The following is a 24,565-nucleotide window of genomic DNA, read 5'->3' as shown; positions in this document are numbered from 1 at the left end:
ATAATGCTGTCAGTAGCGTTCTTGTATAGTAAAGCTACTTTGATAGAGAGGGGCATTTACTATATGAATACAAGCGAAACATTACAGCGTTTTGAAGAAACGGCACAGCACTATCTTCTTGAATTGGACAGCTTTACTCTGGAGCAGTTGCAGTACACACCACAGGAGGGACAATGGTCGCTTGGACAAATGTATCTTCATTTGGTGAACTCTGCTCTTTATATGCATCTTAGGAACATAGAGCTTTGTCTACAGTCTAATGGGGAAAAAGGGACTAAAACGGAGGCGGGCACAACCGCATTTAACTTGGGAAGCTATCCACCCATACGTATTCAAGTTCCACCATCTCCGCAGTATACTCCCCCCCAACCGACGAGCAAAGAAGAGATTGCAGAAGGATTGAACGTAGTGATCCGTAAAATGAGAGAGATTGAGCCAACCGTTGAGAAGTCAACAGGGTCGTCTACTTCTCCTCATCCCGGATTTGGCGCGTTGAATGCGGGAGAGTGGTTTAGACTCATCGAGATGCATTATCGTCACCATCTTTCGCAGATGGAGCGCCTGAAGCACGCAATAGTCGGTTAATCGTCTCCCGGCGTAGCCCGATGAACTGCCCGATTTCCTCCTGCGTCAGCACGTCTGTTAACGTCGCGGGTGCGATGTAGGAGTGGAACCAGCGTTGAAGCTTCCGAAGCTTCTCGGCAGGCGATACCTCCGTGAGCTGGTCAATTCGTTGCTGCATCATGCGCAGCTTATCTTGTAGCTGCAAAGCGATGGCTCGGCATTGAGCCGGGTCTTGCTCCAGCTTCAGGTACCATTCCTTTTGCGACAGAACCTCAATCTCTGAGGTGACCAGCGCCATCGCGGTACCATAATAGGGATTGGGACTGATGAGGGAGTGGTGCGGGATGATTTCATCGGGCACAATTACATTAACTAAAATTTGTGAGCCGTCTTCATGGACGCGGATAATTTTTAACAAGCCGCTCTTTAAATGATATAAAGGGCCAGTTTCCCCTTGTCGAAATAAGGTCTCGCCTTTGTGTAATATCATGAACGTGTATAGCCTCCATTTCATGTATTCCAGCTTTTAGATGAATCCGCCATTGACGCGGATGGTCTGTCCGGTGACCCACTGCGATTTAGCGCTAACCAGAAACTCAATCACATCAGCGATATCCTCCGGTTCACCAAGACGACCCATAGCATTCATTTTCTTCATGCCTTCGATTTGCTGCTCTGTTTTTCCTGCTTGAAAAAGCTCTGTGTTGACAGGACCGGGAGCCACGGCGTTGATCGTAATTTGTCTGCTTCCGAACTCCTTGGCTAGCTGACGGGTAAATTGCTCCACCGCGCCTTTCGTACCCGCATACACGCTATAGGCCGGAAACATTTGTCCGATCACGGACGTGGACAGGTTCACGATTCTTCCGTAGTTCTCCATGTATTTCATCGCTTGCTGACAGGCAAAGAAGGTACCCTTTACATTCAGTGCAAACTGCTGGTCAAAATCAGCCTCGGTCACCTCAGCCAGAGGTTTGGTAATCATCAGCCCAGCGTTGTTAACCAGAATATCCACTTTGCCAAATTCGGCAATCGTATTTGTAAATAAGGCTTCAATATCGTCCATCTTGCTCAGATCAGCGTGGAGAGCTATAGCCTTTCCGCCTTTTTGAATAATGCCCGCCACTACTTCTTTAGCGCTGTCCGCACTGCTGGCATAATTGACGACTACACTAGCACCCAAATCAGCCAGCTGCTCGGCAATGGCACGTCCAATTCCTCTGGAGGAGCCGGTGATCATGGCTACTTTCCCATCCAAATGCTTCATATGTGTTTGGCCTTCTTTCTATAAAGTTTAAGATATCCCTTTTTCTAAAAGCATCCACACTTCCAAAAACTCCCGCTCAATCGCCGCACTTTTCCATTCGTAAGCATGTGCGGGATGGTGAAAACGGGCTGTGGCATAGAAAAGCGTACGTGCCAGTTGGGCCGGCTGATCCGTTGTAATGCCCCCACGCACAATAATGTCAGCGAGCTGGCCCACAATGTGGGAGATATGCTGGTCGATTAAATCCGCTGCTTGCTCGGTGACCCGGGTATACATCTCGAACATTTCCTCGTCATCGCGGGCATAATACTGCTTGAGTTCGATCAGGGTCTGTATATATTGTTTTAAATGCGGTATTCCCAGCACAGATGAATCCTGACATATCTTCATTAATGGATCGATAATCTTTTCATTTAGCCATTTTTCGGTCACACCTTCAAGAAGCTCAGCTTTGCTTTTAAAGTGTCGGTAAATGGTGCCATGACTTACTCCCAATATTTTAGCAACATCGGTCACGGAGCTTTTGGCTACACCAAATCGCCTAAGTGTGTCTTCTGTAGCATTGAGAATCTGTTCCTTGGTCAGAATATCTGAGGATTTTTCCATAGAGACACGGTTGGCTTACCGTGTAAGTCACCTCCTTGAAGTCAGGATAACACAAAGAGTATCAAATGACAAATATCCGTTTTTGTCATTTGATACTCTTTTTTAAAATGAAATTAAGAGACTGCTAGAGTAGTAGATTTGCCTCTTCATAGCAAACTGTGGCATTCGCCGTTACCAAGATAGAATATAGATGCATATTCATGTAGTGTGTGCAAAAACCCAACAGAATCGAGGGATATTCGTGCCCATTGGAAAGATGATTCAATACAAGGAAATGCGACAACATCCCATTTTATGCTCGCACTTGCCCGAAACCCGCTGGATTACGAATGCAAGGACTTTACGGATGCTGGATACCTACCGTACGGTCTTCATCAAGCCTAATTATGGGAGTGGAGGAACCGGCATCATACGCGCAAAAAAGATAGGGAGGAGATATGAGGTTCGTTGTGGCTCCAGTCGCAGAATCGTTAGGTCCCACGCTGTAAGAAGAGCCATTAGAAGCTACCGGAAACCTCATCGTCGTTATTTGGTACAGCAAGGACTCAAGTTAGCCAAGTACAAAGGTTCCATTTTTGATGCCAGAGTGTATATGCAGAAGCCGGAATCGGAATGGGTCATCTCAGGGATAACCGGCCGTGTCGCTGCACCTCAGAAAGTCGTTACTAATTATAGGAAGGGGGGGCATGCGGCGCCGTTGTCCAAAGTGCTTTTAAGGGTTTTCAAAAACGACAGAGCGAAAATGAAAGAGATTTTGGACCAGGTCATCGAGCTTTCCAGAATCATTGCTGACACGATTGACAAAAATCATCCGGTTCGCGAGCTGGGCATCGATCTTGCTATTGAGAAGAGCGGTCAAATCTGGATTATCGAGGCCAATCCGCATCCCGGGCATATGTTATTCAGGCAGCTCCCGAATCATAAGATGATTCGCACCATTTTGAGAAATAAACGCCGTATTCATCATCATCATTAAGATAAAGTGTTTTAAACCATTAATGGATAAGAAAATAAGGAGAACGCCCAAGCAAAGATGCGAGGAGCGTTCTTCGTTTTTGCTGTATGACTAACCGATCCTAGACGAAGCTTTTAGGTTAAGATATGTCCGCCATCCACATGGAGGACTGTCCCGGTCACAAACTGATTTTCAATCAAATAAAGCACGCCTCGTGCCACATCCCCCGCAAGTCCGACTCGTTTTACAGGGAGCTTATTCGCCACTGTATCATAGAATTGATTGCGCGTATTTTCAGGCATTTTGCTGCGGGAAGGTGTATCAATAATGCCAGGGGAGACGACATTCACGCGAATAGGGGCAAGCTCTAACGCCAAAGTCTGACCAAGATTCGAAACCGCTGCATTCACAGCCCCGAGCGCTGAGGAGCCGATCATCAGTTTGTATGCCACCACTCCTGAAAATAAGGTAATGGAACCTTGGTTTGAGAGTTGGGCAGCCCCATATTTAGCTGCATAGTACTGGCCCCAGAATTTATTTTCGAAGAGCTTGCGGGCTGCAGTCGTTTCTGATTGAAGGAATGACCCGCCGGATGTTTCTGCCGCGCTAACAATAAGATGGTCATAGGGGCCCACTTTTTCGAAGAAAGACTTTACCTGTTGCTCATCTGTTGTGTCCAGTACATATATTGTTGCACGAGGGCCCAGCATTTCCTTCGCCGTGTGCAATTTATCTTCGGAGCGGCTGGCGATAACCACTTCTGCTCCTAGAGAAATGACTTGCTTAGCTGTCTCTAAACCAATACCTGAACTTCCACCTATAATCACAATTTTTTGGTTTTGCAATTGGAATCCCTCCTAGGTTTAGCTGGATTTGTTACTCATGAAATACGGTTTTCAGATGAGCAGCCAGATCAGTCATAAATTGGGGTATATTTGGGTTTTTAATGACGTCGTAACATGCGAAGCTTTTTAAAGGCTCCATACCGAGAAATGCATGTGCAGAATGCAAATGATAGAGTGCAGCCTCTAGGCTATTGCCCTTAAAAAATTGAGTTGGATCATTAAAAGCTTTTTCTGGAGCATTCCAGGTCGTGGAGAACATATATTTCTTGTTGGTTAATAAACCTCCGCCCCCATATTTTCGAGAACCTGTAAAGAATACACCGTAAGCATAGACCTCATCCATATAAGTCTTTAATAATCCAGGAACACTGAACCAATAAATAGGTGTTTGGTAAATGACCACATCTGCCCAGACAAATTTTTCCTGTTCCTCGCTGATGGTATAACCATTTTGAACAGATGTTGTCTTGACTTTGTTCTCTTCACTTAAGAGACGCACCATATGGTCCATCAATGTTTGGTTCAGCTTCCCTTCAGAAGAGTCATACTTTTGGTGACCATTAATGATTAATATATTTTTCAACTCTTCACCTCCTTGTAGTAGAGAAAATATTATTGACTACGTCGATATTGTATATGTAGTAAGTTCATTTAGGGAAGTAGTGATATTTAATTCATATAGTTTCCTAAAAGGAACTATTGTGATATCATTGAGTTTAGAAGATTTTTTTGTGGGGGGAGTTCCTTTGCATGTCCCAGAACCTATTGAATTGACAAAAGGAATACCAGGCCAGCCATGCCCTATTGCCCAAACGCTCGATTTGATCGGAACCAAATGGACTTTTTTAATTATTCGTGACCTTCTGATCGAAGGAACACTGAGATTTAGCCAGCTTCAGAAATCGATGCAAGGAATTAGTCCCAAGACGCTTTCTCTACGCCTAAAGGAGCTTGAAGACAACGGTCTGTTAGAAAGAAAGGTTTATCCCGAAGTTCCCCCGCGTGTTGAATATTCGTTAACAGAGAAAGGGAAGCGACTGGAAGGTGTTTTTATTGAGTTGAAGAGGTTTGGCTTAGATTTAAAAGCAGATCATTGAGGAATATGATTGCAAACCTTCAAGGTATCGTTGAGATAAACGATACCTGTCTTTGTCCAGAAGCTTAATATTCTTATAGCGTCTGTCCACTGTCTACCGTAATGATCTGGCCTGTCATGGCTTCCTGTTCCAAGGCAGAGCAGACCATGCTGGCAATATCCTCAGGCGTGGAAATGCGCTGCAACAGCAGATGGGGAGCCAATTGTTTCATTTGTTCTTCTCTACCTGCCCACCATCTGGTCGCCACCGCGCCTGGCACGATGCAATTGACTCGAATATCAGGTGCCAGTGATCGTGCTAACGATTTGGTCAGCCCGTGGACGGCTGCTTTGGATACTGCATAGGGGAGCGAGGAACCTAGTCCTGTTTGTCCAGCTATACTTCCCAGATTGACGATAGCTCCTTGTTGACCATGCTTCATATAAGGAGCTACGGCTCTGGCACAGTAAAACATACCTTTCACATTGACAGCCAAGAGATCATTCCACACCTCTTCCGTAACAGCCTCTAGATCGTCCATTGGAATATGATGTGTAATGCTGGCGTTATTCACCAGTACATCAACCGTGCCGTATTGCTGAACCATCTGCTTGACCATAGCCCGAACTTCCTTATCTTGTGAAACATCTGCCTGTAATGCAATTGCACGTCCTCCCTGTTCAAGTATCATACGGACAGTTTCCTCTGCATCGTCTTTAGAACGCGAATAGTTGACGACGACTATAGCCTTTCGACTCGCCAACCGCATGCATATCGCTCTTCCAATTCCTGTACCGCCACCTGTAACCAAGGCTACTTTTTGATATAAATCCATGTATACCGCTCCTTATCCAACTCGTTAGTTTTATATGAGAAAAATAATGTGGTCTAATATGGATCATTGTAGAGGGTGTATTATATTTTGTATAATTGAATTAAATGAACTTATAGTTCAATAAACTTGAACTAAGCAAGTGACATGGGAGTAGAGAATGGATATTAAAGCACTCAAAACATTTCAGATGATTGTGAATTACGGAAGTTTTATGCGTGCAGCGGAAGCGTTGAATTATGCACAATCCACTGTGACGATGCAAATACAGAAGCTGGAATCCGATCTGGGAGTTCAACTGATTGAACGGGGCAAGAAAGTAAAGTTAACTGAAGCGGGCAGGATGTTGTACGAACAAAGTCTGCATATTGTAAAGGACATGGAGCAATTGCAGGAAAATATGGAGAACTTGCAAAGGGGAACCGCAGGGGACATTCGAATAGGAGTGACCGAACCGACCGCCAGTTACCGACTCCCCGAAATTTTAAAACGATTCTTAACCCATTATCCTCACATTCGGGTTTCTGTGGAGTTCGGGAATACCCCTGCATTAAGCGAGCGTATTCTCCAAGGGGAACGTGGATATCGCGTTATGCTCCGCTCCCGATTTAGGCTCAGAGCTATATTTTGAACCTTTATTTAAGGAGAATTTTGTAGTCTTAATGCCTGTTCATCACCCTCTTGCAGACAAGGAGTGCATTGGACCCGCAGATTTGCAAGGGCATCGCCTGCTTATTACGTCGTCCATCTGTCCTTATCGACGCAAACTTGAAATGGTCATGAAGGAATATGGAATAACCACGTTAGATACGATGGAAATTGGCAGCATGACGGCTCTAAAATCCTATGTGGAATGTGAATTGGGGATTGCTCTTGTGCCACAAATTCTAGTCGATCCTGTCCCGGCAGGAACAGCAGTGAGGCAATTAAGCGGCAGCTTGATTGATATGACCTTTGGTCTTCTGTATAAAGCAACCGAGGCACCACTGAAGCTGGCAAGCTCAAGGCTATATTCCGTATTAAAGCAGGAACTTGGGCAATTGTCCTGAGCATACAATATCAAACCGATTGCAATAGGCAGCCGGTTCGTTTGTTTATTTTTTCGTAACTGGAATCCATACTTCACTTCGGTAGTCCTCAGTATGAGCATCCCCCATGGTATATACCTCCAGCTCGGGACCACCTGAATGCTCATAGTTGCTTGCAGGGAACCATTCCTGGAAAATTCTTTGCCAAACCTTCTGGATCGTTTGAGGCATAGGACCGATGGATGTGAACACAGCCCAGGTTGCAGCCGGAATGGTTCTGGCTTCTAATCCGTTCGAGGCTGCCACATCTTCACTGCCCTCTGCGGCGATGAAGTAGCTAAACGTTTCCTCACCATGCTTCATGTCCAGACAGATACCGAGTATATCGTCGCCTGTACCCAAGGCATGAATGCGATCTGAGGTGCCATCTCCGTTAAGCTGATCCCAGAATTTTGGGATATTCCGAAGATTTTCACCGTTCTTCGTGGTGACTTGAATGGATTTGCCAATGACCGTAAAAGCCGCCTTTGCAATTTCATCAATATCGAGGGGTTGCGCATTCTCTCTTCCATGAGGTCGAGTGCGTTCTTGATCCGAAGCAACCATTCCAACCACATCACCTTCCTTGGTTGTAATCATACCATTCACGGAGTCCGTCATCCTGTCTTTGCGTGCTATTGTTGAACAGGATCGTCAGCCTGCCCCCTTGTGTTCATAATTAAAATTTGGGACAATACAAGAAGTGTTTGAATAGCGCAGAGCGCTCAAACATGCTATGATGCAATGATAGTTGAGACGAGTCGTGATAGCTAGGTTTTATATATAGAAATACGAATTTTAACGTTTGTGAAAAGAGGATCGAACATGAAAAAGGAATCCATTTATGGATTAACGTTAGACCAATTAACAGCATGGCTCATGGAGCATGGACATAAAAAATCTCGGGCATTACAGGTATGGGACGCATTGTACCGGAAACGGATTACTGATTTTGCGTCAATGACAGAGGTCCATGAGAATTGTACTGGCCTGTTGGCAGAGCACTTCTCTATTGAAACCCTGGAAGAACACGTGAAGCAACAGTCAGCAGACGGGACGGTCAAGTTTTTGTTCCGCTTGCAGGATGGTAATTTGATTGAAACGGTATTAATGCGACATAAATTTGGATTATCTGTATGTGTGACGACGCAGGTGGGCTGCAACATTGGATGCAGCTTCTGTGCGAGCGGATTGTTAAAGAAGAGCCGTGACCTTTCCAGCGGTGAAATCGTAGAGCAAATTATGAAGGTGCAGCTGTATCTGGACAAGGAACGTCCGGGCGACCAAGTCAGTCACGTTGTAGTCATGGGCATCGGCGAACCGTTTGATAACTTTGTGAACCTGTCCGATTTCATTCGGGTCATTAAGGATCACAAAGGGCTGGCGATTGGGCCGCGGCATATTACCGTTTCCACTAGTGGTCTTGCCGATAAAATCATTGAATTTGCAGATTCCGATCTGCACGTTAATTTGGCAATATCGCTCCATGCTCCAAATAATGAGATTCGTACCCGCATTATGAAGATCAACCGGGCGATTCCGATTGAGAAGCTCATGCAGGCGATTGATTATTATTTGGACAAAACGAATCGCCGGATTACGCTGGAATACATCTTGCTGAAGGATGTTAATGACAGTAAGGAGCATGCGCTTGAACTGGCTGAGCTGGTGGGCCATCGTCGTAATCTGGCCAATGTAAACCTGATTCCGTACAATCCGGTGGATGAGCATAGCCAATATCAGCGGAGCGAGTCGGAATCCATCACTGGCTTCTATGATGTGCTGAAAAAACAAGGCATTAGCTGTAGTGTTCGACTGGAGCATGGAGTTGACATTGATGCCGCCTGCGGACAGCTGCGCAGCAAGCAAATTCGCAAGGATGCGGGCGGTAGCCGCAATGCGGAGCGCGAAGCGATTAGTTGAACACACAAGCGTACTCTCTAACAGGAGTACGCTTTTTTTATGTACAAGCCACAGAATGAAACGCCGTCTGGAAATGTGAAAATAGTCACGTAATAGTTGCTGCTTTTGCGTTATAGTGAGTGGTTAGTGGAGGGGTTATATGGCGAACATAATTTCAAATGAGGCACTCGTTCCGGGCATCTATGTAATGAAAATAGAAGGCAAATTTAAAGGGGAGATGGGGCAGTTTTACATGCTGCGCAGCGGGACAGGTTATCCACTGCTGCCCAGACCCATCAGCATTTATGATATCGGGGAAGAGAGTATTTCCTTTTTATACCGGGTCGTTGGAGAGGGAACCAAGCTATTCTCCCAGTTACAGCCTGGTCAGGAGATTCAGTTGGAAGGACCATTCGGAAATGGATTTCCGCAGGTTGAGGGCAGTTTGGCTTTGATCGGCGGTGGCATGGGTACAGCTCCTTTGTTATTGGCTGCAAAATATTACCCGCAAGCACACGTGTATCTGGGATTTGCGCAGCATGCCTTCGGGGTTGAAGCGTTCGAGGCTGCGGCGGCATCTGTGCAGGTCAAGATAGGGGGAAGCATCGTCGAAGGGGTCGATCCGGCTCTCTATGCGAATATGTTCTCCTGCGGGCCAACTCCGATGTTGCAAGCACTCGCACTCAAAACGGCGGGTACATCGTCCCGTTTATATATTTCAACAGAAAGACACATGGCCTGTGGTATTGGCGCATGTTTGGGCTGCACCATGCGTACCCGCAGAGGCAATCGGAGGGTATGTAAGGAAGGGCCTGTATTCCCGGTGGAGGAGGTGGAGTTCGATGATCTCCATGGCGTGTAATATTGCGGGTGTACCGTTCAAAAATCCTATTATCATGGCATCGGGTACGTTTGGATTTGGGCGTGAGTTTGCGGAGTTCTATTCTCCCGAACTACTCGGCGGCATTGTCGGCAAGGGACTAACCCTTCATCCGAAGGCAGGTAATTCGGGATCACGAATACATGAGACAGCGTCCGGTATGCTGAATAGTGTAGGGTTGGAAAATCCGGGTGTGGCGGCCTTTTTGAAGGATGAGCTGGATGACATGACTCGCTGGAACACGGCTATTATTGCCAATGTGGGCGGCTCCAATCTGGAGGAATACGTCCAAGCCGTAGCTATGATTACGGAAAACGCACAAAAACGGCGTACAATAAACCGCAGAGGCGTTGATATGCTGGAATTAAACATTTCCTGTCCCAATGTGAAGCAGGGTGGAATGCAATTTGGTATCCAGACAGAGGTAGCGCGGGAGGTTGTGCGTCAGGTCCGCAATGTGACGGCGCTTCCGCTGATCGTCAAGCTGTCGCCGAATGCGGAGAACATCACGCAAATGGCGGTGATGTGCGAGGAAGAAGGTGCTGACGGCGTTTCACTGATCAATACCTTTTCTGCAATGAAAATAGATATACGTCGGCGGCGCAGTGTTTTCGCCAACACGTATGCAGGTCTTTCTGGCCCGGCAATCAAGCCGATTGCCTTGCGTATGGTTCACCAGGTAGCGCAGGCGGTATCGATTCCCGTGATCGGCATGGGCGGGATCAGCTCAGTGGAGGACATTATTGAATTCACGATGGCAGGGGCCGCCGCCATTCAGGTGGGTACGTATAATTTTGTCCATTTACATGCAGGGGCAGAGTTGGTATATGGGCTTGAACAATGGATGCAGCAGGAAAAGGTACAGTCGTTGGATGAGATACGAGGAATTTTGTGAAGTTTGTACTTATTTGTGCATAAACTTGAGCATACAAAACCGGCTTGTCTTTAAAGGCAAGCCGGTTTTGTTTTTTTATTTGACCAAACAGCAAACGCAACTAGTGGTTAATATCGCATTTGTTTAGTATGAACGAAATTTGATTTTCCAGCCGATGAATGGCTTCCTTGGATGCCTGGTCGTTGGCCCCTTGTGCCTGGAGTGCGGCAAGCTCCTGTTTGAGCTGATGAAGGTCTTGTCCTGCGTGAGCGCAGTCGTAATTGCTTTCGAGATTGTCGATCATCCGTGATCCTCCCTTTCGTTAGGTATACGTCCTTATTATGGAGATTTGCTCTTTCCTTATTCAGCATAAAGTTTTATTTCAGGTAAAGGCTGTATGGAGAGCTTGATATAGAAATTGGGTGATAGGGTGCGGTTAAAAGGTAAGTTGAAACCGAGACGACAATTCAAAGTTTCGCTACAATTTATGATTATTATTTTGGTTTTTTTAGTTATTGTTATTTCCTTGATTATATCCTTGCTTCTCATTCGTAATTTTATGATTAACAAGCACTTTGATAATACGACATGTTATAATATAAAAAAAATAATTCCAACCTAGACAGTGGGTAAAATGAGAAGAGATAAGCAGGAGGGTCTGCATGAATCCGATACAACGTATACTGGACGAATTTCCGCTGATCGTGCTGGACGGCGCAATGGCGACTGAACTGGAACGTCATGGGCATGATCTGAACGATAGCTTATGGTCCGCCAAAATACTTCACGAACATCCGGAGTCGATCAAGCGTGTCCATCGAGACTACTTTGAGGCTGGGGCAGACTGTGCGATTACGGCGAGCTATCAGGCCACCGTGGAAGGCTATGTTGAGCGCGGATTGAGCGAAAATGAGGCGTTGAAGCTGATTCAGTCATCGGTGCAGATTGCTGTACAGGCACGAGATGAGTTTTGGTCCGATGTGACGGCTACTGCAAGTCAGCAGCATCGTCCCAAGCCGCTGGTTGCGGCCTCTGTCGGACCCTATGGGGCGTTTCTCGCTGATGGGTCAGAGTATCGAGGCGATTATAAACTGAGCGAGGAGCAGCTTATGGAGTTTCACAGGCCGCGTATGAAAGCTCTGATTGAGGCTGGGGCAGACATTTTAGCTTGTGAAACGATACCTTGTCTGGTGGAAGCCAAGGCAATTGCCCGCTTGCTGAAGGAATTCCCCGGCACGTATGCCTGGATCAGCTTTAGTGCAAAGGATGAGCAGCACATCAGTAATGGCGAGTCTGCCGCCGCATGTGCAAAGTGGCTGAATCAGCATGAGCAGGTGGCTGCGATAGGGATCAATTGCACGTTGCCCAAATTTATTCCATCCCTTATTCACGAATTACACAGCCATACGGATAAGCCGGTGGTGGTATATCCCAATCTCGGGGAGGAATATGACCCGGTCACCAAGACATGGCATGGCCATACTTGTACAGAAACGTTCGGACAGAGTGCCCGTCAATGGTATGAAGCAGGGGCACGTATGATTGGTGGCTGTTGCCGGACTCAGCCACAGGATATTAAAGAAATCGTGGCATGGTCGAGAGGGGTATAAACGAGGATAAACTTTTAGAGAAGATTATCCATAAGAAGTTTCCCTCTATTGTTACAAAAGAAAAAGCAGGCTGAACCGAGTTGTGCTCCAGCGATGGAGCGGCCTAGTTCAGCCTGCTTTTTGTACGAGTAGATTTTTAAAGCCCCGCTTCGTTCACTACCTCTACCTCTCTACCCCTTTTGCTAATCCAGATCAGCTTTCTGCCAAACGTTCCAGCAATGCATCTCCATTGCGGCTAACCCGAATATAGGCGTAACGAGCGTTCTGTTCAACAGTACGTCCGGTTCCTTCAGGAATGAAATAATTCTCAATACCGTACAGAATACGAGAACCATTCCATTGCCCATTGAGAACAAGCTCATGAGGGGCAAGTTTCTCACCATCTTGATACAGACGATCAGCAATATATACCCCTTGACGATCTGGGGTGAGAACGACTTTAACCTTGCCTCGGTTCCAATCCTCCTGAAGAGTATTCTTGGAAGGAGGGGTAGAGATATCGTAATTCAGTGCTACATAATCGCCTTGCAACAGGGATCGCGGGTCTATAGGAGCCAGTTTGAGCTTAACGGAGGCACCTGTGGCGAGCAGGGTTTCACTCCTCGCCGTCTGATAGCCGATAATCCCCAGCTGTAGCACGATGACGATGGCAATGAGTAACGGGCTTAAGCGAATGAAGCTAAAGCTGCGGTGGTCGGCATCGAATGCTGCTTTTCCGCTATGGGCCGTTCGTCGATCGAACCACCAGGTAATTCCGAGCACAATGATGCCCAGCAGCGCCAGTGTAAAAGATTTATACAGCAACGTCCACAATAAATCATAGTATTTGAAGCCGATAAAAATAAACCAGAATATGATGCTCGTAATGGCCTCCGATTTTTGTTTGTGACGGATAAAGGCAAAGACCATCCAGGTAACGATAACAAAATAAAAAATATTAATGAACATATAAGAGTGTGGAATGACATCCTCGAAGAACGTCGCCCACAACAGGAACAATAAGCTAAAAAATAATGAGCTATCCCGAAGATGCCCTTTTAACTCTGTCTTGGGTTTAAAGTAGCTTATTCCATATAACACGGCATTGAGAACGAACAGGGTGAAGATGATGAACTTATAGGTCCAGTTCCAACCATCCCATTCTTGATACTGTTTAAATAAAACAGTTGCTATATTCAGGTTCACAAAAGTATAAGCAAAAAATCGCTGTCTTTTCCCCTTGGAGCGAAGCCATCCGGCGATGGAAACGACCAGAAATAATACCGAAAGCAGCGTCTGATCCGACCATATAATGGCCGCAAGGCCTGTAATATAGCTGATGGTTAGCAGTGTATAACGGACTACAGAATCCAATTTGGATTCCGGTATGGCAATCATCGTAATCATCAGCAACAAGGACACGCTCAGCAGTACATATTCGGTATGGTTTACGTTCGTACTAATCATAATCAGTCCGATGAGAGATATACTTCCAATCAATACTCCAACCACTTTGATGACACGGGATACCGTTTTGCTGATCCATTCACTACTGCGGTCTTCGGAGACAGTTGTCTGCGCATCGGATTTCGCGATATCTTCTTTGTTCTCATTGGGTATTTCTCCAGCCTCCGGAGACGGTTTTCCCAAGCGATTTAAATAACGGAAAAACCATACGTTACCCGTCAGTAGCAATGCCACAAAAATTAAACCGAAAACAAAGAACAGAGATGAAGAGTACGCTTCTGCCAGCTCTATAAATTTAAAGACAGCAAAAGCGGAGAGCGCCAATGCATTTAAGGTCAGGAGCGTTTTATTCAGCCGCACCTTGATAAATATATAGAATCCTAAAGCAATCACAGCGATATGCGGTATATTCATGATCAGGCCATATCCATCGAATGCAAAGGAGTTGGTCATCGCCAACATAGCTATATGGAGAACCGTAAAACTCATATATTGTAATGGAGCAGAACGTATACGATGAAGGAATGTCAATAGAAATAGCACCAGATTGACCATTGCGAACAGTCCAGCGATGGACAACGATTCCAGTTGGGTATAAGTTGTACTTTGCATCGTTGGATAAAAATAAAGCCATACACCCAGATGAATCAGCACATAAGATAGCATATAAAAAGGATTGTAGCGGGTGATGGCGCTAAGCAGTAAAGCCGGCACCGACCAAATGACAAACAACCCGTAGCTGTCCGCATGGGAATTGTAGGTTTGACCGAGTAGTGCGACGGAAACACCGAAGGCCACACAGCCTGCTAAAAGGAATATATTGGACAGAAAAGCTTGTTGCCCGGGAACAGCACGTATACGTGCAAATACAAAAGACAAGCCATAAAACAAAACAATAAGCGCAACAGCTAGCACAATTTTGACTGTCCGATCTAGTCCACCCCAATTAGAGGCGAAGAAATAGATAATTGCAGCCAGTATCAGTGAGATGCCCAGCAGATAACCTGTACGTATGGCGTTGAATCGCAGCATGGATTTCACGTACCTTTCCTGTTGGTTTGATGCTTATTATATCGTTGAAAGGGCTCAGAACCAAGTGAAAATTAGGATCAGGTCATAAAAAAGAGAGCCGCCGTATAGGGGGTTCTCTTATATCATTGCTGGGATTTCAACTAAGCGTTGGCAGTGCGGATTTCTTGCCGGGACTGATGAAGGAAGCGATACTCTCGGGGTGGGATTCCTGCTGTTTTCTTAAATGCCTTGGAAAAGGTGGATATATCGGTATAACCGATGGACTGGGCAATGATCGACAAATTATATGTGGTCTGTTCCAGCAATCTTTTGGCTTCGTTAATCTTGAGGGTTTGCAAATACTTGGCGGGGGAGATGAGGAAAGTAGAATGAAATTTACGTGAAAAATGCGCACGATCCACACCTACATGCTCGGCAATTTGCTCAATCGTAACACGTTCACAATAATGCATTTCGATGTAATCCTTCCCCTGCTGGAGCCAATAATCAGAGCACACAAAGTTGCGCAGCACGCTAGATTTGTTACGGGACAACTCCTCGAAAATCTGGTGCAGTGTAATTAAGCGGGCAAGATCGCTGCCCTCTTTGCTGTGGTCGTTGACGATGGAAAATAGGTTGGAGATCAGTTCGAGGATTTCCTCGCTTATTGCGTTAGCTATAAATGGCTTAGAGAGGTCAATCCCGATCCGCTCCAGCAGCGCCAGAGATTTGGGTCCCTCAAAGGCGATCCATACCTTCTGCAACGGGTGCTCTTGGTCAGTGTAGTATTCATGAACAAGATGCGGAAAAAAACAGAATAAATCGGACTTTTGGACACGATAACTCTTTTCCTTATAAATGAACTCAGCCTGACCTTCGAGTACAAAAATAAAATAAAAATAAGGGACAGCCTTAGGGCCGACATGACAGCTTGTTTTCGAAATATCCATACCCAGTCTGACCGGCCAAATGGCGCTGGATTTTTCCAGTTCGGTTGTTGTGAAATAATGGTCTTCCACGATGTCGAAGTGATCCTCGTTCTTGGTTCTTCTCATCATTGTCACCTCTCCTTTGGTGGAGATAAGGGGATTTTGATTTTATTGTATATAAAGGAAGGTATAATTACAAGTTAATTCATTGGAATTTGGGGTTATAAATTTAAAATAGTCTCTAGAGGAGGTTGCTTAAACCTGCTGTCAGATCAAGCCATCGATGAAATAATCGAATCCAGCAACATTCTGATATGTATAATAAAGGCTCCATGGCTGGTTTGGGACGAGCCGTGAAGCCTTATAGAATCCTGAGCTACACGATTAGCCGATGTCTATACGTTCAGGATTCCTTCTTTTGGAGTAACATTAAAGGCTTTAGCCAGATCGGCCAATTCCTGATCTGTAATCCGTTGCTTGATATCGTGCTGAGCAATCAGCATATAAATTTGTGCTGCTTTTTCAATCGTTTCAATCAGACCAAAGGCTTCATCAATGGAGCTGCCTGTTCCAAAAATGCCGTGATGAGGCCATAATACCGCATGATGATCCTTCATTTTTTTTGCTGTTTGGCGGCCGATTTCGCTGGAGCCTGGCACCATCCAAGGGATTACACCGATACCGTCTGGAAAGACTACGATACATTCAGTACACATTTTCCACAGCGTTTTGGTGAATTGGTTTTCGTCTAGACTATGAATAAAGGTCATGGCAATGACATGGGTGGCATGATTATGGATCACAACCCGATGATTAGGATCGATCTTCAAGCGCTCAATGTGGCTCATAAAATGAGATGGCAATTCGCTGGTAGGAACCGCGTCATGCTTGAGGCCCCACAGGAGCTCCAATTGTTCACCATCCTGAGAGACACGCAGAACACCCAGATTAGCTTCCGGATCGGCAATGACGTTCTTAAAGTATTTTCCTGATCCAGTAACGATAAAATATTTGCCTGCCAGTTCATTCACTGGGAAAGCAGGTTTAATGGTACGGATAACATGATCGATATCTATATATTTGGCAACCTCGGCTTCGTCCAGAATATAACTTACATTGCCTCCATTGCGTTCATCCCAGCCGAATTTCCACATGTTTTGCGTAATTTCCGCCATCTCGCGAACAAATGGGATATCCAGCCCTGATCTTCGTTCTTTTTGGTTTTCCAGCACAGTAGTCATGGATGATCTCTCCCTTAGGATAATATGAATATAAGCTGATCAGTGCAGTAGTTACCGTTTCAGCAGGACCTGTTGTTCGTAGTTCTTAGCTTCGGTTAGCCATTCCTCACGAACGGGAACGCCATTTTGAGCGCAATAGTAATCCCATACAGCCCCAAACGGATAGGATTTAAACTCTTCGACCAAGGCAAGGCGTGTCGTGAAGTCTCTTTCCTCTTCGGCCTTCTTTAGTTCTTCAATCGGTTCTAACATGGCGCGAAGCAACGCTTTAATGGTGTTGCGTGTGCCGATGACCCAAGCAGCTACGTGGTTAATACTGCCATCAAAGAAATCAAGACCAATATGAGTGCGAGAAAGCAGCTCGCCGCGAACCAGCTCACGGGCAATGTCCAGCAATTCGTCGTCCATCGTCACGACATGATCGCTATCCCAACGAACAGGTCTGCTGACATGGAGCAATAATTGATTGGTGAACATCAGCACAGAAGACAGTTTGTTCGAAATGACCTCCGTCGGGTGGAAGTGGCCGGAATCGAGACAGATAGATTTACCCCGTGTCAGGGCGTAACCCATATAAAACTCATGAGAGCCGACGACATAGCTTTCCGAACCGATGCCGAACAGTTTACTCTCAACCGCATCGATGTTGTAATCTTCACTAATTTCCTCGCTGAAAATCTCGTCAAGGGCGTCCCGCAGGCGTTCTCTTGGAGCCAGGCGGTCCACGGGAGTATCCTTATAACCATCTGGCATCCAGTGGTTTGTGACACACGGCTGACCGAGTTCTTTACCGAAGTGTTCTGCAATCCTGCGCGATTTTTTACAGTGTGTGATCCAGAAATTGCGAATATCCGAGTCCTTGTGGCTCAGTGTGAAGCCATCTTCCGCTTTGGGGTGGGAGAACAGGGTTGGATTAAAATCAAGTCCAAGCCCATGCTGTTTGGCCCAGTCTACCCAGTTCTGAAAATGACGTGGCTCCAGTTGATCCAGATCTACTTGTTCTGTGGTATCGGCATAGATCGCGTGCAGATTGACCTTGTGTTTGCCAGGGATGAGCGATAGGGCTTTTTCTAAATCCTGACGCAGCTCAGCAGGCGTGCTTGCTCTACCCGGGTAGCTGCCTGTCACGGCAATGCCCCCGCTAAGCTGTTTATCTTTGAACAGGAAGCCTTGCACATCGTCTCCCTGCCAGCAGTGTAGTGATATTTTGATTTGTGAAAGCTTCTGTAAAACGTCATCCACCTGAATACTGTGGCGGGCATACAGCTTTTTCGCTTCGTTATAACTCGCTTCAATGGCTTCGTTCATGGCTTTACTCCTTTTTTGAAATATGAAATGGTGATGTTGCTTGTATCTTGAGGTGTTCCCATCGATCCAGAAGCTCTCCCATTTGCATTGGACGCGGCTCAAATAGCCGGGTTGGGAAGGAGTTGGCTATGGTTCGGCCAGCAGCTTTCAGATTTTCAAGAGCACCAGAGCTGATTAATTGCACGGCAATATTGCCGATAGCCGTCGATTCGGAAGGTCCTGCCAGAACCTCAATTTCTAAAAGGTCGGCTGTTAGCTGGCATAATAGTTCGTTGTTGGCTCCTCCGCCGACAATGTGCAGTCTGGTAATCGTATCGTCTGTTAAACGTTGTAGCTCATGTAAGGCATCCCGGTAGCTTAAGGCCAGACTGTCAAAAATACAGCGGGCGAGCGCGCCAGGTGTGTACGGGACCGGCTGCCCGGTTTCTTCACAGAATCTTTGAATCTCAAGGGTCATACTGTCTGGATTTAAGAATGAGGACTGGTTGCAGAGGACAAGACTGACAAACGGTGTCTCTGCTGAAGCCAGTTGGGCCAATTCGGCAAAGCTATGTGCAGAGCCGCCCTCTCTTCGAACCTCCTGAATCATCCATAAGCCCATAATGTTTTTCAAAAAACGGTACGTGCCGTAAGCGCCCCACTCATTGGTGTAGTTCGTCTGCATGGCTGTCTTGGTATTCAAGGGGTGGGATCGTTCCATACCCAGTAGCGACCATGTTCCGCTACTAATATAAGCCCAGGATTCCTCCCGCGGTGATGGAACACCAGCAACTGCCGAGGCAGTATCGTGCGTAGGCACAAGGATGAGTTGGCAGTCTGGAAGATCGTATTTCTGAATAAGCTCCGGCAGGATGGGGCCCAGAAGGCGTCCAGGTTCAGCCAGTTCCGAAAATTGATCGCGCCGAAGCTGAAGCAGGGAGAGCAGATCCTCATCAAATTCTCGGGTATTTACGTTGAGAAGCTGCATTGTGGAAGCATTGGTCATTTCATTGACCATGATGCCTGTCAGGCGATAATACAAATAATCAGGAACCATCAATATTTTATCTGCCTGGGCGAGTTGTTCCCGATCATGAACGAACAATTGGTACAGAGTATTAAAATTTAGTTCCTGGATGCCTGTTTTCTCATATACGTCTTGTCGGCTCATGAGCTGATGCAGCTTGTTGGGGGCATGCAGTGTGCGGGCATCGCGGTAAGCGTACACCTCATGGATGCGGCGGCCTTCCTTATTAAGTAGGACGTAATCTACAGCCCATGTATCAATCCCGAGCGTACAGGAGTCAATCCCGTTTTGCTTAGCCTTTCGCAGTCCTTGGATGATCTCATCAAAAAGATTATCGATATTCCAGTAAGCGTGTCCGTTCCTTTCAGTAAAGGAGTTGTTGAACCGATGAAGCTCTTGCAAGTGAATTTGTTCACCTTCTAGAGTGGCACTTACGAGTCTTCCGCTTGAAGCTCCAATATCAACAGCAAGATAGTTGCTCATATCCAACCTCCTTGCATGGATGAAGTCCTGGCAGCCTGAAAGTCTGCCTTTTATGTTTTAACTAACTTCATACTACTTCCGTTTGTCTGTGTAGTCAACATAAACGGAAATACTATTTTGGTTTTATTTTTGAATTTAAAAATAAAAGTAAAATTAGATGTTGTTTTATATTGTTTTTTGTATTTTGGTATTTGCTTTCTATTATATATATACCTCGAACAGGAATTGGTGTGCTGCTGCGATATTCAAATTGTGGAAGGTTCTCCAAATGCCGCTGTTTGTATGAAAAATAGTCTTGAAACCGCCCGCCAGAGGGTGTAGTATACAAGATATCAATTTCATATGACTCGTATAATATTGGGGATATGGCCCAAAAGTTTCTACCGGATGACCACTGTAATCATCCGACTATGAGTGATAGCGCATCAGCTTCGGATGAATGCGGGCATTTTATTTGTGCGCCAATCCGTCAGGGATTACGACCCCAAGGACAGGCTTCACTTGAGAAACAACTCAAGGGAGCTTGTCCTTTTTTGGTTTTGGCAGGTTTTATTCTTTTATTCTATTTTAAAGTACAGAGGAGCGATATTCGCATAATGAAAGCTTTGGAAGAACGTATTCGTCAAGAAGGACAGATATTATCCGACACGGTGCTAAAGGTAGATTCTTTTCTGAATCATCAGGTGGATACAGCGTTAGCACTGGAAATTGGCAAGGAGTTTGCACGCCTGTTCGGCAGTGCCCCGATTACCAAGGTGCTTACCATTGAAGCTAGCGGTATTCAATTTGCGATGGCTACGGCTATTGCCTTGGGGGTACCGTTCATTTATGCGAAGAAAAAGAAGGCAATCACGCTGAATGAACAGGTATACTTCGCAGAGGTTCACTCATTTACTCGTCAGGAAACCTATCAGGTGAGCATTTCCCAAAAGTATCTTGATGCTAGCGATCATGTGCTGATCGTGGATGACTTCTTGGCTACTGGTGCAGCATTGGTCGGACTTACGGATATTGTGAAGGAAGCTGGAGCAGAACTGGCCGGAGTTGGCTGTGTAATTGAAAAGAGCTTTCAGGAAGGTCGTGGATTGTTGGAGCAAAGAGGCATTGCTGTACGTTCTCTAGCGCGTATCGGTTCCATGGCACCGGGCGAGGTTCATTTTATAGAGGAAGCTGGCACGGTGATTCCCCCTGTTAAGGAGAATGCCGGATGCTAAGTAAACAAAAATTATTTGCGCTGGGCTTCCAGCATGTCATGGCAATGTACGCTGGAGCCATTGCTGTTCCTCTGATTGTAGGGGGAGCGCTGCACCTGACGCCAGCACAGATGGCCTATCTAGTGGCGGCTGATCTATTCACTTGCGGGATTGCTACGTTACTACAGATTATGGGTACACGCTTTTTCGGTAGCAGACTTCCTGTCATTTTAGGCTGTACGTTTACGGCCGTAGGACCCATTATCGCGATTGCCTCAACCTCAAATCTAGCGACAGCGTACGGTGCCATCATTTTGTCCGGTATATTTGTGGTGCTTGCGGCACCGCTGTATGGCAAGCTGTTACGCTTTTTTCCAACGGTAGTTACTGGCTCGGTCGTTACGATTATCGGTCTATCCCTTATTCCCGTGGCGATGAACAATGTAGCGGGTGGCCAGGGCAGTGCAGATTTTGGACAGCCGCGTAATTTGCTGCTGGCGCTGGTCACACTACTGGTGATTCTGCTTGTCAATCGAGTAGCCAAGGGCTTTTTACGCTCAATATCCGTACTTATTGGTCTGTTCGCGGGTACTGTAGTTGCCTATGCGATGGGAATGGTGCATTTTGCTGCCGTAGCAGACGCTTCATGGGTTAGTGTTGCGCAGCCGTTTTATTTTGGCAAACCGGAGTTTAGCATTATGGCAGTATGTACGATGATTATCGTGAATATTGTCAGCATGGTCGAATCAACGGGGGTTTATCTGGCAGTGGGTAAGGCGATTGACCAAAAGGTAGAGCAAAAGCAAATCGTCAATGGACTTCGTTCGGAAGGGCTTGCGATTATGCTGGGCGGTATTTTTAATGCGTTCCCTTACACAGCCTTCTCGCAAAATGTGGGTCTGATCTCGTTGACTCGCGTTAAATCGCGTAACGTTATTTTTGCTGCGGGTGGTATCATGGTCGTCCTTGGTTTGCTGCCTAAGCTGGCTGCCTTGACGACAGTGATTCCTAACGCTGTGCTGGGCGGGGCGATGATCGTCATGTTTGGCTCAGTTGCTGCATCAGGCATGTCCATTTTGTCAGAAGTAGATCTGCGGAAGGAAAGCAACCTGTTGATCGCAGCATGCAGTATTGCTGTAGGTCTAGGCTCTGCCGTTCTGCCGCAAATGTTCGACCAACTGCCGAGCTTTGCCAAAATGCTGCTGCAAAACGGCATCGTATCGGGCTCGATTACGGCAATTGTCTTGAACATCGTTTTGACAAGAGAACAAAGAGAGTCAGCCCAAGGTGTAAATGTTTCGGAGGTTCCACAGAAGGTTTGACGAATAGGAAATAGATAAAAACAGCCGGAGAGAGGACGCAGCCTCTGTTCCGGCTGTTTGGCATGGAGTCGCCTAGAACGGGTTATTTATTAAGCAGCATAAAGTTATTGATAAAACCCTCTTTCTGTATGAAAATCGGGGTTTGAGTCTTCGAAGTGAAGTCATAATAGTACACGCCGCGTCCTTCCTCCTGATTTTTCAGGGAGGTGCTGCCTAAATAATAGACTCCCTTGCCGTCCGGGGACATATAGATGAAGCTGCGGGACGAAATGGGTAGTTCTAGTTTGGTACGTTTTCCGGTTGCAATATCGACAAGGCTATACTCAGGGTTGCCGTGATTAATGAAACGTGCAGTCACTAGGAGTAGTTGATCATTACTGCTGGATATTGATGATACTTCTTCATTTTTCAGTGTAATAACAGAACGTTCTTGCTTGGTGACGCTATTGATTTCTGTAACTTTGTTGTCCGGCGGGACCATAATAGTCTGTGTTCGGTTTGAGATTTCTCTTTGTTCATTTTGTTCCTTAGCTGAATAATTTGAACTGTAAATTGCTTTTTTAGCTGGATTATAGGTTATAGACCAAGTTTGTTCATCATGGTTTTCATCATGCATAAATTTCATGATACGCGTTGATTTATTGTAGAAAATAGTTTTAAGTGTCCGCTCTCCTTTTTTTACCGCAACCAGAACGAGGGAGCCATCCGGAGTAGTTGGTACGATATCATTGATGGCAAACAAATTATCGGTAAGCTGTTCGGTTTTTTTTGTATTCAAGTCGTACGAAAATAATTGGTCTCCCTTATCATCCACATCAGCAGAGTAATAAATTTTGTGATCAAGTAAGTACACCACAGAAAGTGGGTACTGGGAGGTATAGGGGACGTCGGCCAGCTTGGTCATTTTCTTACTGCTCAAATCGTACGTCATCACACGCATAACCATGCCTTGATCTGCATTTTTCCCATTCACATATTCTGTATAGGTCATGGATAGATATTGACCTTGTCCGACTGGAGTTGTCTTTTCGCCTGACTGGATTTGTTTGGGTGAAGTTGGTTCTGCTGATGGAGTAGAAGCTGGAGAGCAGGAAGATAACAGAGCTGGAACGAGCAAGGAAAGTATTAAAATGCGGTAGTTACTTGTTTTCAAAAGGAAACATCCTTTCTAACGATGAGAGATTTACTGTTATCTGACTAAGCAGTATTGCTGAAGTTAACTCTTAGGTTAGTTTATCTACTAGAAGAATTTGTTAGAGTGGTAGGAAGAGGCATGGTATAATCTAAACTATGGATTTTGAATAGTGGTGGATGTTTTCGGACCACGGTGCAGCTTCCCGAAAGGGGGTGAAGCCGATGGTCACACTTGTGTCGTGCTACGATGTGCTGCGTTGGGTGGTTACGTTACTAAGCCTGGTGTTTAGTATTCGTAAACTTTATCGATGGCTGCGTCGAAAATTTCGGAACAAGCGAAAACCCACCGCTTGATTAGGTTGGGGCCTAACGGTGGGTTTAGCTAAGCATTTAGCGCGCCGTGGTGATCCACAGCCTTTCAAATCCTAAGAGTCTTTGCCGTTGGCGCGGCGAAGACTCTTTTTTATTATATGGATACGGTGGATATCTCTATACCTAATTTTAGCACGTGAATTGCGTGCACGCAATGAATAGCCATGACTCAGATACTCACTATATCATTCAAATTTAAATTATTACGCTGCATTTGTTGACAAGCCAGAAGCAACAAAATAAGATAATCCTAAATCGTAATAAAAAGGAATAAAGGAAGAAAACAGGTGCGAGCCGGACAACTCTATGTACGGGGTTTCGTTGAGACGATGTAGATGGTTGTTGAACGTGTTCACTTAAAAGGGAAGTTCGGTAGATTCCGACACGGACCCGCCACTGTATACAGGCATCAGCAGGGTACTGCTGGAGCTTTCAGAACAGCCACTGGAACTGTGAAGAACCGGGAAGGCCTGAAAGATGAGCCTGAAGTCAGGAGACCTGCCTGTTTTGACATCACTGTTAGACCCACGGGATGCTGGGGAGGTGGTTAGACGTGCTACATACGGAATGTCTGGAACCGATCCGATCCCTTCTATGTTTTTGGAGTTGGCTTAGAGGTGAGTTTTGACATTTTATAATGAA

General features: G+C 45.9%; 23 protein-coding genes, 2 pseudogenes and 2 riboswitches. Of the genes and pseudogenes, 11 read left to right on the top strand and 14 right to left on the bottom strand.

All coding sequences use genetic code 11. From position 1 onward, the window contains the following. Positions 1-63: 63 nt before the first annotated feature. Positions 64-585, top strand: coding sequence for a DinB family protein (locus tag ACQQ6X_RS15100; protein WP_305165996.1), 522 nt, complete (start codon positions 64-66; stop codon positions 583-585). Here ACQQ6X_RS15100 and ACQQ6X_RS15095 read toward each other — a convergent pair. From ACQQ6X_RS15095 to ACQQ6X_RS15085, 3 genes are read right to left on the bottom strand one after another with little or no spacing between them, the layout of a single operon-like run. Further along, positions 518-1,054, bottom strand: coding sequence for a Crp/Fnr family transcriptional regulator (locus ACQQ6X_RS15095; RefSeq protein WP_277508171.1), 537 nt, complete (start codon positions 1,052-1,054; stop codon positions 518-520). The genes ACQQ6X_RS15100 and ACQQ6X_RS15095 overlap by 68 nt on opposite strands. A gap of 36 nt (positions 1,055-1,090) precedes the next feature. Further along, positions 1,091-1,831: an SDR family oxidoreductase gene (locus tag ACQQ6X_RS15090; RefSeq protein ID WP_305165995.1), complete on the bottom strand. Its 741-nt coding sequence runs from the start codon at positions 1,829-1,831 to the stop codon at positions 1,091-1,093. Between the two features lie 27 nt (positions 1,832-1,858). Then, entirely contained in the window at positions 1,859-2,437 is a 579-nt protein-coding gene (locus ACQQ6X_RS15085) for a TetR/AcrR family transcriptional regulator (RefSeq protein ID WP_305165994.1), read from the bottom strand. Positions 2,438-2,627: 190 nt separating this feature from the next. On the opposite strand from ACQQ6X_RS15085, the gene ACQQ6X_RS15080 reads away from it, so the two are divergent. Next, the gene (locus ACQQ6X_RS15080; RefSeq protein ID WP_430493460.1) at positions 2,628-3,413 is read left to right on the top strand and encodes a YheC/YheD family protein; all 786 of its coding nucleotides are present in this window, start codon (positions 2,628-2,630) and stop codon (positions 3,411-3,413) included. Positions 3,414-3,526: 113 nt separating this feature from the next. Here ACQQ6X_RS15080 and ACQQ6X_RS15075 read toward each other — a convergent pair whose 3' ends face one another. Together ACQQ6X_RS15075 and ACQQ6X_RS15070 are read right to left on the bottom strand one after the other, a co-directional pair. Then, entirely contained in the window at positions 3,527-4,237 is a 711-nt protein-coding gene (locus ACQQ6X_RS15075) for an SDR family oxidoreductase (protein ID WP_305165992.1), read from the bottom strand. Between the two features lie 31 nt (positions 4,238-4,268). Continuing rightward, entirely contained in the window at positions 4,269-4,820 is a 552-nt protein-coding gene (locus ACQQ6X_RS15070) for an NAD(P)H-dependent oxidoreductase (RefSeq protein ID WP_305165991.1), read from the bottom strand. A gap of 163 nt (positions 4,821-4,983) precedes the next feature. Between ACQQ6X_RS15070 and ACQQ6X_RS15065 the strand changes: the two genes are divergently transcribed. Next, entirely contained in the window at positions 4,984-5,334 is a 351-nt protein-coding gene (locus ACQQ6X_RS15065; protein WP_063207476.1) for a winged helix-turn-helix transcriptional regulator, read from the top strand. Positions 5,335-5,407: 73 nt separating this feature from the next. Here ACQQ6X_RS15065 and ACQQ6X_RS15060 read toward each other — a convergent pair whose 3' ends face one another. Further along, on the bottom strand, positions 5,408-6,148 hold the full coding sequence (locus ACQQ6X_RS15060; RefSeq protein WP_305165990.1) for an SDR family NAD(P)-dependent oxidoreductase: 741 nt from the start codon (positions 6,146-6,148) through the stop codon (positions 5,408-5,410). A 157-nt stretch (positions 6,149-6,305) separates the two neighbouring features. On the opposite strand from ACQQ6X_RS15060, the pseudogene ACQQ6X_RS15055 reads away from it, so the two are divergent. Continuing rightward, positions 6,306-7,194: pseudogene (locus ACQQ6X_RS15055) on the top strand (LysR family transcriptional regulator). A gap of 45 nt (positions 7,195-7,239) precedes the next feature. On the opposite strand, the pseudogene ACQQ6X_RS15050 reads toward ACQQ6X_RS15055, so the two are convergent. Next, positions 7,240-7,704: pseudogene (locus ACQQ6X_RS15050) on the bottom strand (GyrI-like domain-containing protein); the annotation flags it as partial. Positions 7,705-8,037: 333 nt separating this feature from the next. Here ACQQ6X_RS15050 and rlmN point away from each other — a divergent pair. The 3 genes from rlmN to ACQQ6X_RS15035 all read left to right on the top strand — a co-directional run bounded on the left by rlmN (position 8,038) and on the right by ACQQ6X_RS15035 (position 10,889). Next, positions 8,038-9,135, top strand: coding sequence for a 23S rRNA (adenine(2503)-C(2))-methyltransferase RlmN (rlmN, locus tag ACQQ6X_RS15045; RefSeq protein ID WP_149034785.1), 1,098 nt, complete (start codon positions 8,038-8,040; stop codon positions 9,133-9,135). Positions 9,136-9,274: 139 nt separating this feature from the next. Beyond that, positions 9,275-9,976: a dihydroorotate dehydrogenase electron transfer subunit gene (locus ACQQ6X_RS15040; protein WP_305165989.1), complete on the top strand. Its 702-nt coding sequence runs from the start codon at positions 9,275-9,277 to the stop codon at positions 9,974-9,976. Next, positions 9,957-10,889 carry a dihydroorotate dehydrogenase gene (locus ACQQ6X_RS15035; RefSeq protein ID WP_305165988.1) on the top strand — a complete coding sequence of 311 codons (933 nt, stop codon included), beginning with the start codon at positions 9,957-9,959 and terminating at the stop codon, positions 10,887-10,889. Before ACQQ6X_RS15040 ends, ACQQ6X_RS15035 begins: the two co-directional genes overlap by 20 nt. A gap of 100 nt (positions 10,890-10,989) precedes the next feature. Here ACQQ6X_RS15035 and ACQQ6X_RS15030 read toward each other — a convergent pair whose 3' ends face one another. Continuing rightward, positions 10,990-11,172 (bottom strand): hypothetical protein, encoded by a 183-nt coding sequence (locus ACQQ6X_RS15030; RefSeq protein ID WP_063207447.1) that lies wholly within the window; start codon positions 11,170-11,172, stop codon positions 10,990-10,992. A 358-nt stretch (positions 11,173-11,530) separates the two neighbouring features. On the opposite strand from ACQQ6X_RS15030, the gene mmuM reads away from it, so the two are divergent. Next, positions 11,531-12,478 carry a homocysteine S-methyltransferase gene (gene mmuM / locus ACQQ6X_RS15025; RefSeq protein ID WP_305165987.1) on the top strand — a complete coding sequence of 316 codons (948 nt, stop codon included), beginning with the start codon at positions 11,531-11,533 and terminating at the stop codon, positions 12,476-12,478. A 192-nt stretch (positions 12,479-12,670) separates the two neighbouring features. Here the strand turns inward: mmuM and ACQQ6X_RS15020 are convergent, their stop codons facing one another. The 5 genes from ACQQ6X_RS15020 to rhaB all read right to left on the bottom strand — a co-directional run bounded on the left by ACQQ6X_RS15020 (position 12,671) and on the right by rhaB (position 19,902). Further along, on the bottom strand, positions 12,671-14,956 hold the full coding sequence (locus tag ACQQ6X_RS15020; RefSeq protein WP_305166137.1) for a GDYXXLXY domain-containing protein: 2,286 nt from the start codon (positions 14,954-14,956) through the stop codon (positions 12,671-12,673). Positions 14,957-15,096: 140 nt separating this feature from the next. Beyond that, complete coding sequence (locus tag ACQQ6X_RS15015) at positions 15,097-15,993, bottom strand: AraC family transcriptional regulator (protein WP_305165986.1); 897 nt, start codon at positions 15,991-15,993, stop codon at positions 15,097-15,099. A 266-nt stretch (positions 15,994-16,259) separates the two neighbouring features. Further along, positions 16,260-17,105: a rhamnulose-1-phosphate aldolase gene (rhaD, locus tag ACQQ6X_RS15010; RefSeq protein WP_305165985.1), complete on the bottom strand. Its 846-nt coding sequence runs from the start codon at positions 17,103-17,105 to the stop codon at positions 16,260-16,262. Positions 17,106-17,156: 51 nt separating this feature from the next. Continuing rightward, complete coding sequence (gene rhaA, locus ACQQ6X_RS15005; protein ID WP_305165984.1) at positions 17,157-18,413, bottom strand: L-rhamnose isomerase; 1,257 nt, start codon at positions 18,411-18,413, stop codon at positions 17,157-17,159. A 4-nt stretch (positions 18,414-18,417) separates the two neighbouring features. Then, positions 18,418-19,902 carry a rhamnulokinase gene (rhaB, locus tag ACQQ6X_RS15000; RefSeq protein WP_305165983.1) on the bottom strand — a complete coding sequence of 495 codons (1,485 nt, stop codon included), beginning with the start codon at positions 19,900-19,902 and terminating at the stop codon, positions 18,418-18,420. A 327-nt stretch (positions 19,903-20,229) separates the two neighbouring features. After that, a riboswitch (purine riboswitch) is annotated at positions 20,230-20,333 on the top strand. Positions 20,334-20,498: 165 nt separating this feature from the next. On the opposite strand from rhaB, the gene ACQQ6X_RS14995 reads away from it, so the two are divergent. Beyond that, the gene (locus ACQQ6X_RS14995; protein WP_305165982.1) at positions 20,499-21,116 is read left to right on the top strand and encodes a xanthine phosphoribosyltransferase; all 618 of its coding nucleotides are present in this window, start codon (positions 20,499-20,501) and stop codon (positions 21,114-21,116) included. Further along, the gene (locus ACQQ6X_RS14990) at positions 21,110-22,417 is read left to right on the top strand and encodes a nucleobase:cation symporter-2 family protein (protein ID WP_305165981.1); all 1,308 of its coding nucleotides are present in this window, start codon (positions 21,110-21,112) and stop codon (positions 22,415-22,417) included. The genes ACQQ6X_RS14995 and ACQQ6X_RS14990 overlap by 7 nt, the downstream gene beginning before the upstream one ends. Positions 22,418-22,499: 82 nt before the next feature. On the opposite strand, the gene ACQQ6X_RS14985 is transcribed toward ACQQ6X_RS14990, so the two are convergent. After that, the gene (locus tag ACQQ6X_RS14985; protein WP_305165980.1) at positions 22,500-23,570 is read right to left on the bottom strand and encodes a hypothetical protein; all 1,071 of its coding nucleotides are present in this window, start codon (positions 23,568-23,570) and stop codon (positions 22,500-22,502) included. 669 nt (positions 23,571-24,239) lie between these two features. After that, positions 24,240-24,443, top strand: a riboswitch (cobalamin riboswitch). On the opposite strand from ACQQ6X_RS14985, the gene ACQQ6X_RS14980 reads away from it, so the two are divergent. Continuing rightward, positions 24,401-24,538, top strand: coding sequence for a hypothetical protein (locus ACQQ6X_RS14980; RefSeq protein ID WP_326401285.1), 138 nt, complete (start codon positions 24,401-24,403; stop codon positions 24,536-24,538). Its footprint overlaps the riboswitch before it by 43 nt. Positions 24,539-24,565 lie beyond the last annotated feature (27 nt).

The organism is Paenibacillus ottowii, from assembly GCF_050516475.1.
GTDB lineage: Bacteria > Bacillota > Bacilli > Paenibacillales > Paenibacillaceae > Paenibacillus > Paenibacillus ottowii.
This window is presented reverse-complemented; position numbering and strand designations above follow the sequence as displayed.

Bases quoted from the DNA above. Each gene is read 5' to 3' on its own strand.
- ACQQ6X_RS15100 (WP_305165996.1), top strand. From the start codon at position 64: ATGAATACAAGCGAAACATTACAGCGTTTTGAAGAAACGGCACAGCAC.
- ACQQ6X_RS15095 (WP_277508171.1), bottom strand. From the start codon at position 1,054: ATGATATTACACAAAGGCGAGACCTTATTTCGACAAGGGGAAACTGGC.
- ACQQ6X_RS15090 (WP_305165995.1), bottom strand. From the start codon at position 1,831: ATGAAGCATTTGGATGGGAAAGTAGCCATGATCACCGGCTCCTCCAGA.
- ACQQ6X_RS15085 (WP_305165994.1), bottom strand. From the start codon at position 2,437: ATGGAAAAATCCTCAGATATTCTGACCAAGGAACAGATTCTCAATGCT.
- ACQQ6X_RS15080 (WP_430493460.1), top strand. From the start codon at position 2,628: ATGCATATTCATGTAGTGTGTGCAAAAACCCAACAGAATCGAGGGATA.
- ACQQ6X_RS15060 (WP_305165990.1), bottom strand. From the start codon at position 6,148: ATGGATTTATATCAAAAAGTAGCCTTGGTTACAGGTGGCGGTACAGGA.
- rlmN (WP_149034785.1), top strand. From the start codon at position 8,038: ATGAAAAAGGAATCCATTTATGGATTAACGTTAGACCAATTAACAGCA.
- ACQQ6X_RS15040 (WP_305165989.1), top strand. From the start codon at position 9,275: ATGGCGAACATAATTTCAAATGAGGCACTCGTTCCGGGCATCTATGTA.
- ACQQ6X_RS15035 (WP_305165988.1), top strand. From the start codon at position 9,957: ATGATCTCCATGGCGTGTAATATTGCGGGTGTACCGTTCAAAAATCCT.
- ACQQ6X_RS15030 (WP_063207447.1), bottom strand. From the start codon at position 11,172: ATGATCGACAATCTCGAAAGCAATTACGACTGCGCTCACGCAGGACAA.
- mmuM (WP_305165987.1), top strand. From the start codon at position 11,531: ATGAATCCGATACAACGTATACTGGACGAATTTCCGCTGATCGTGCTG.
- ACQQ6X_RS15020 (WP_305166137.1), bottom strand. From the start codon at position 14,956: ATGCTGCGATTCAACGCCATACGTACAGGTTATCTGCTGGGCATCTCA.
- ACQQ6X_RS15015 (WP_305165986.1), bottom strand. From the start codon at position 15,993: ATGATGAGAAGAACCAAGAACGAGGATCACTTCGACATCGTGGAAGAC.
- rhaD (WP_305165985.1), bottom strand. From the start codon at position 17,105: ATGACTACTGTGCTGGAAAACCAAAAAGAACGAAGATCAGGGCTGGAT.
- rhaA (WP_305165984.1), bottom strand. From the start codon at position 18,413: ATGAACGAAGCCATTGAAGCGAGTTATAACGAAGCGAAAAAGCTGTAT.
- rhaB (WP_305165983.1), bottom strand. From the start codon at position 19,902: ATGAGCAACTATCTTGCTGTTGATATTGGAGCTTCAAGCGGAAGACTC.
- ACQQ6X_RS14995 (WP_305165982.1), top strand. From the start codon at position 20,499: ATGAAAGCTTTGGAAGAACGTATTCGTCAAGAAGGACAGATATTATCC.
- ACQQ6X_RS14990 (WP_305165981.1), top strand. From the start codon at position 21,110: ATGCTAAGTAAACAAAAATTATTTGCGCTGGGCTTCCAGCATGTCATG.
- ACQQ6X_RS14980 (WP_326401285.1), top strand. From the start codon at position 24,401: ATGAGCCTGAAGTCAGGAGACCTGCCTGTTTTGACATCACTGTTAGAC.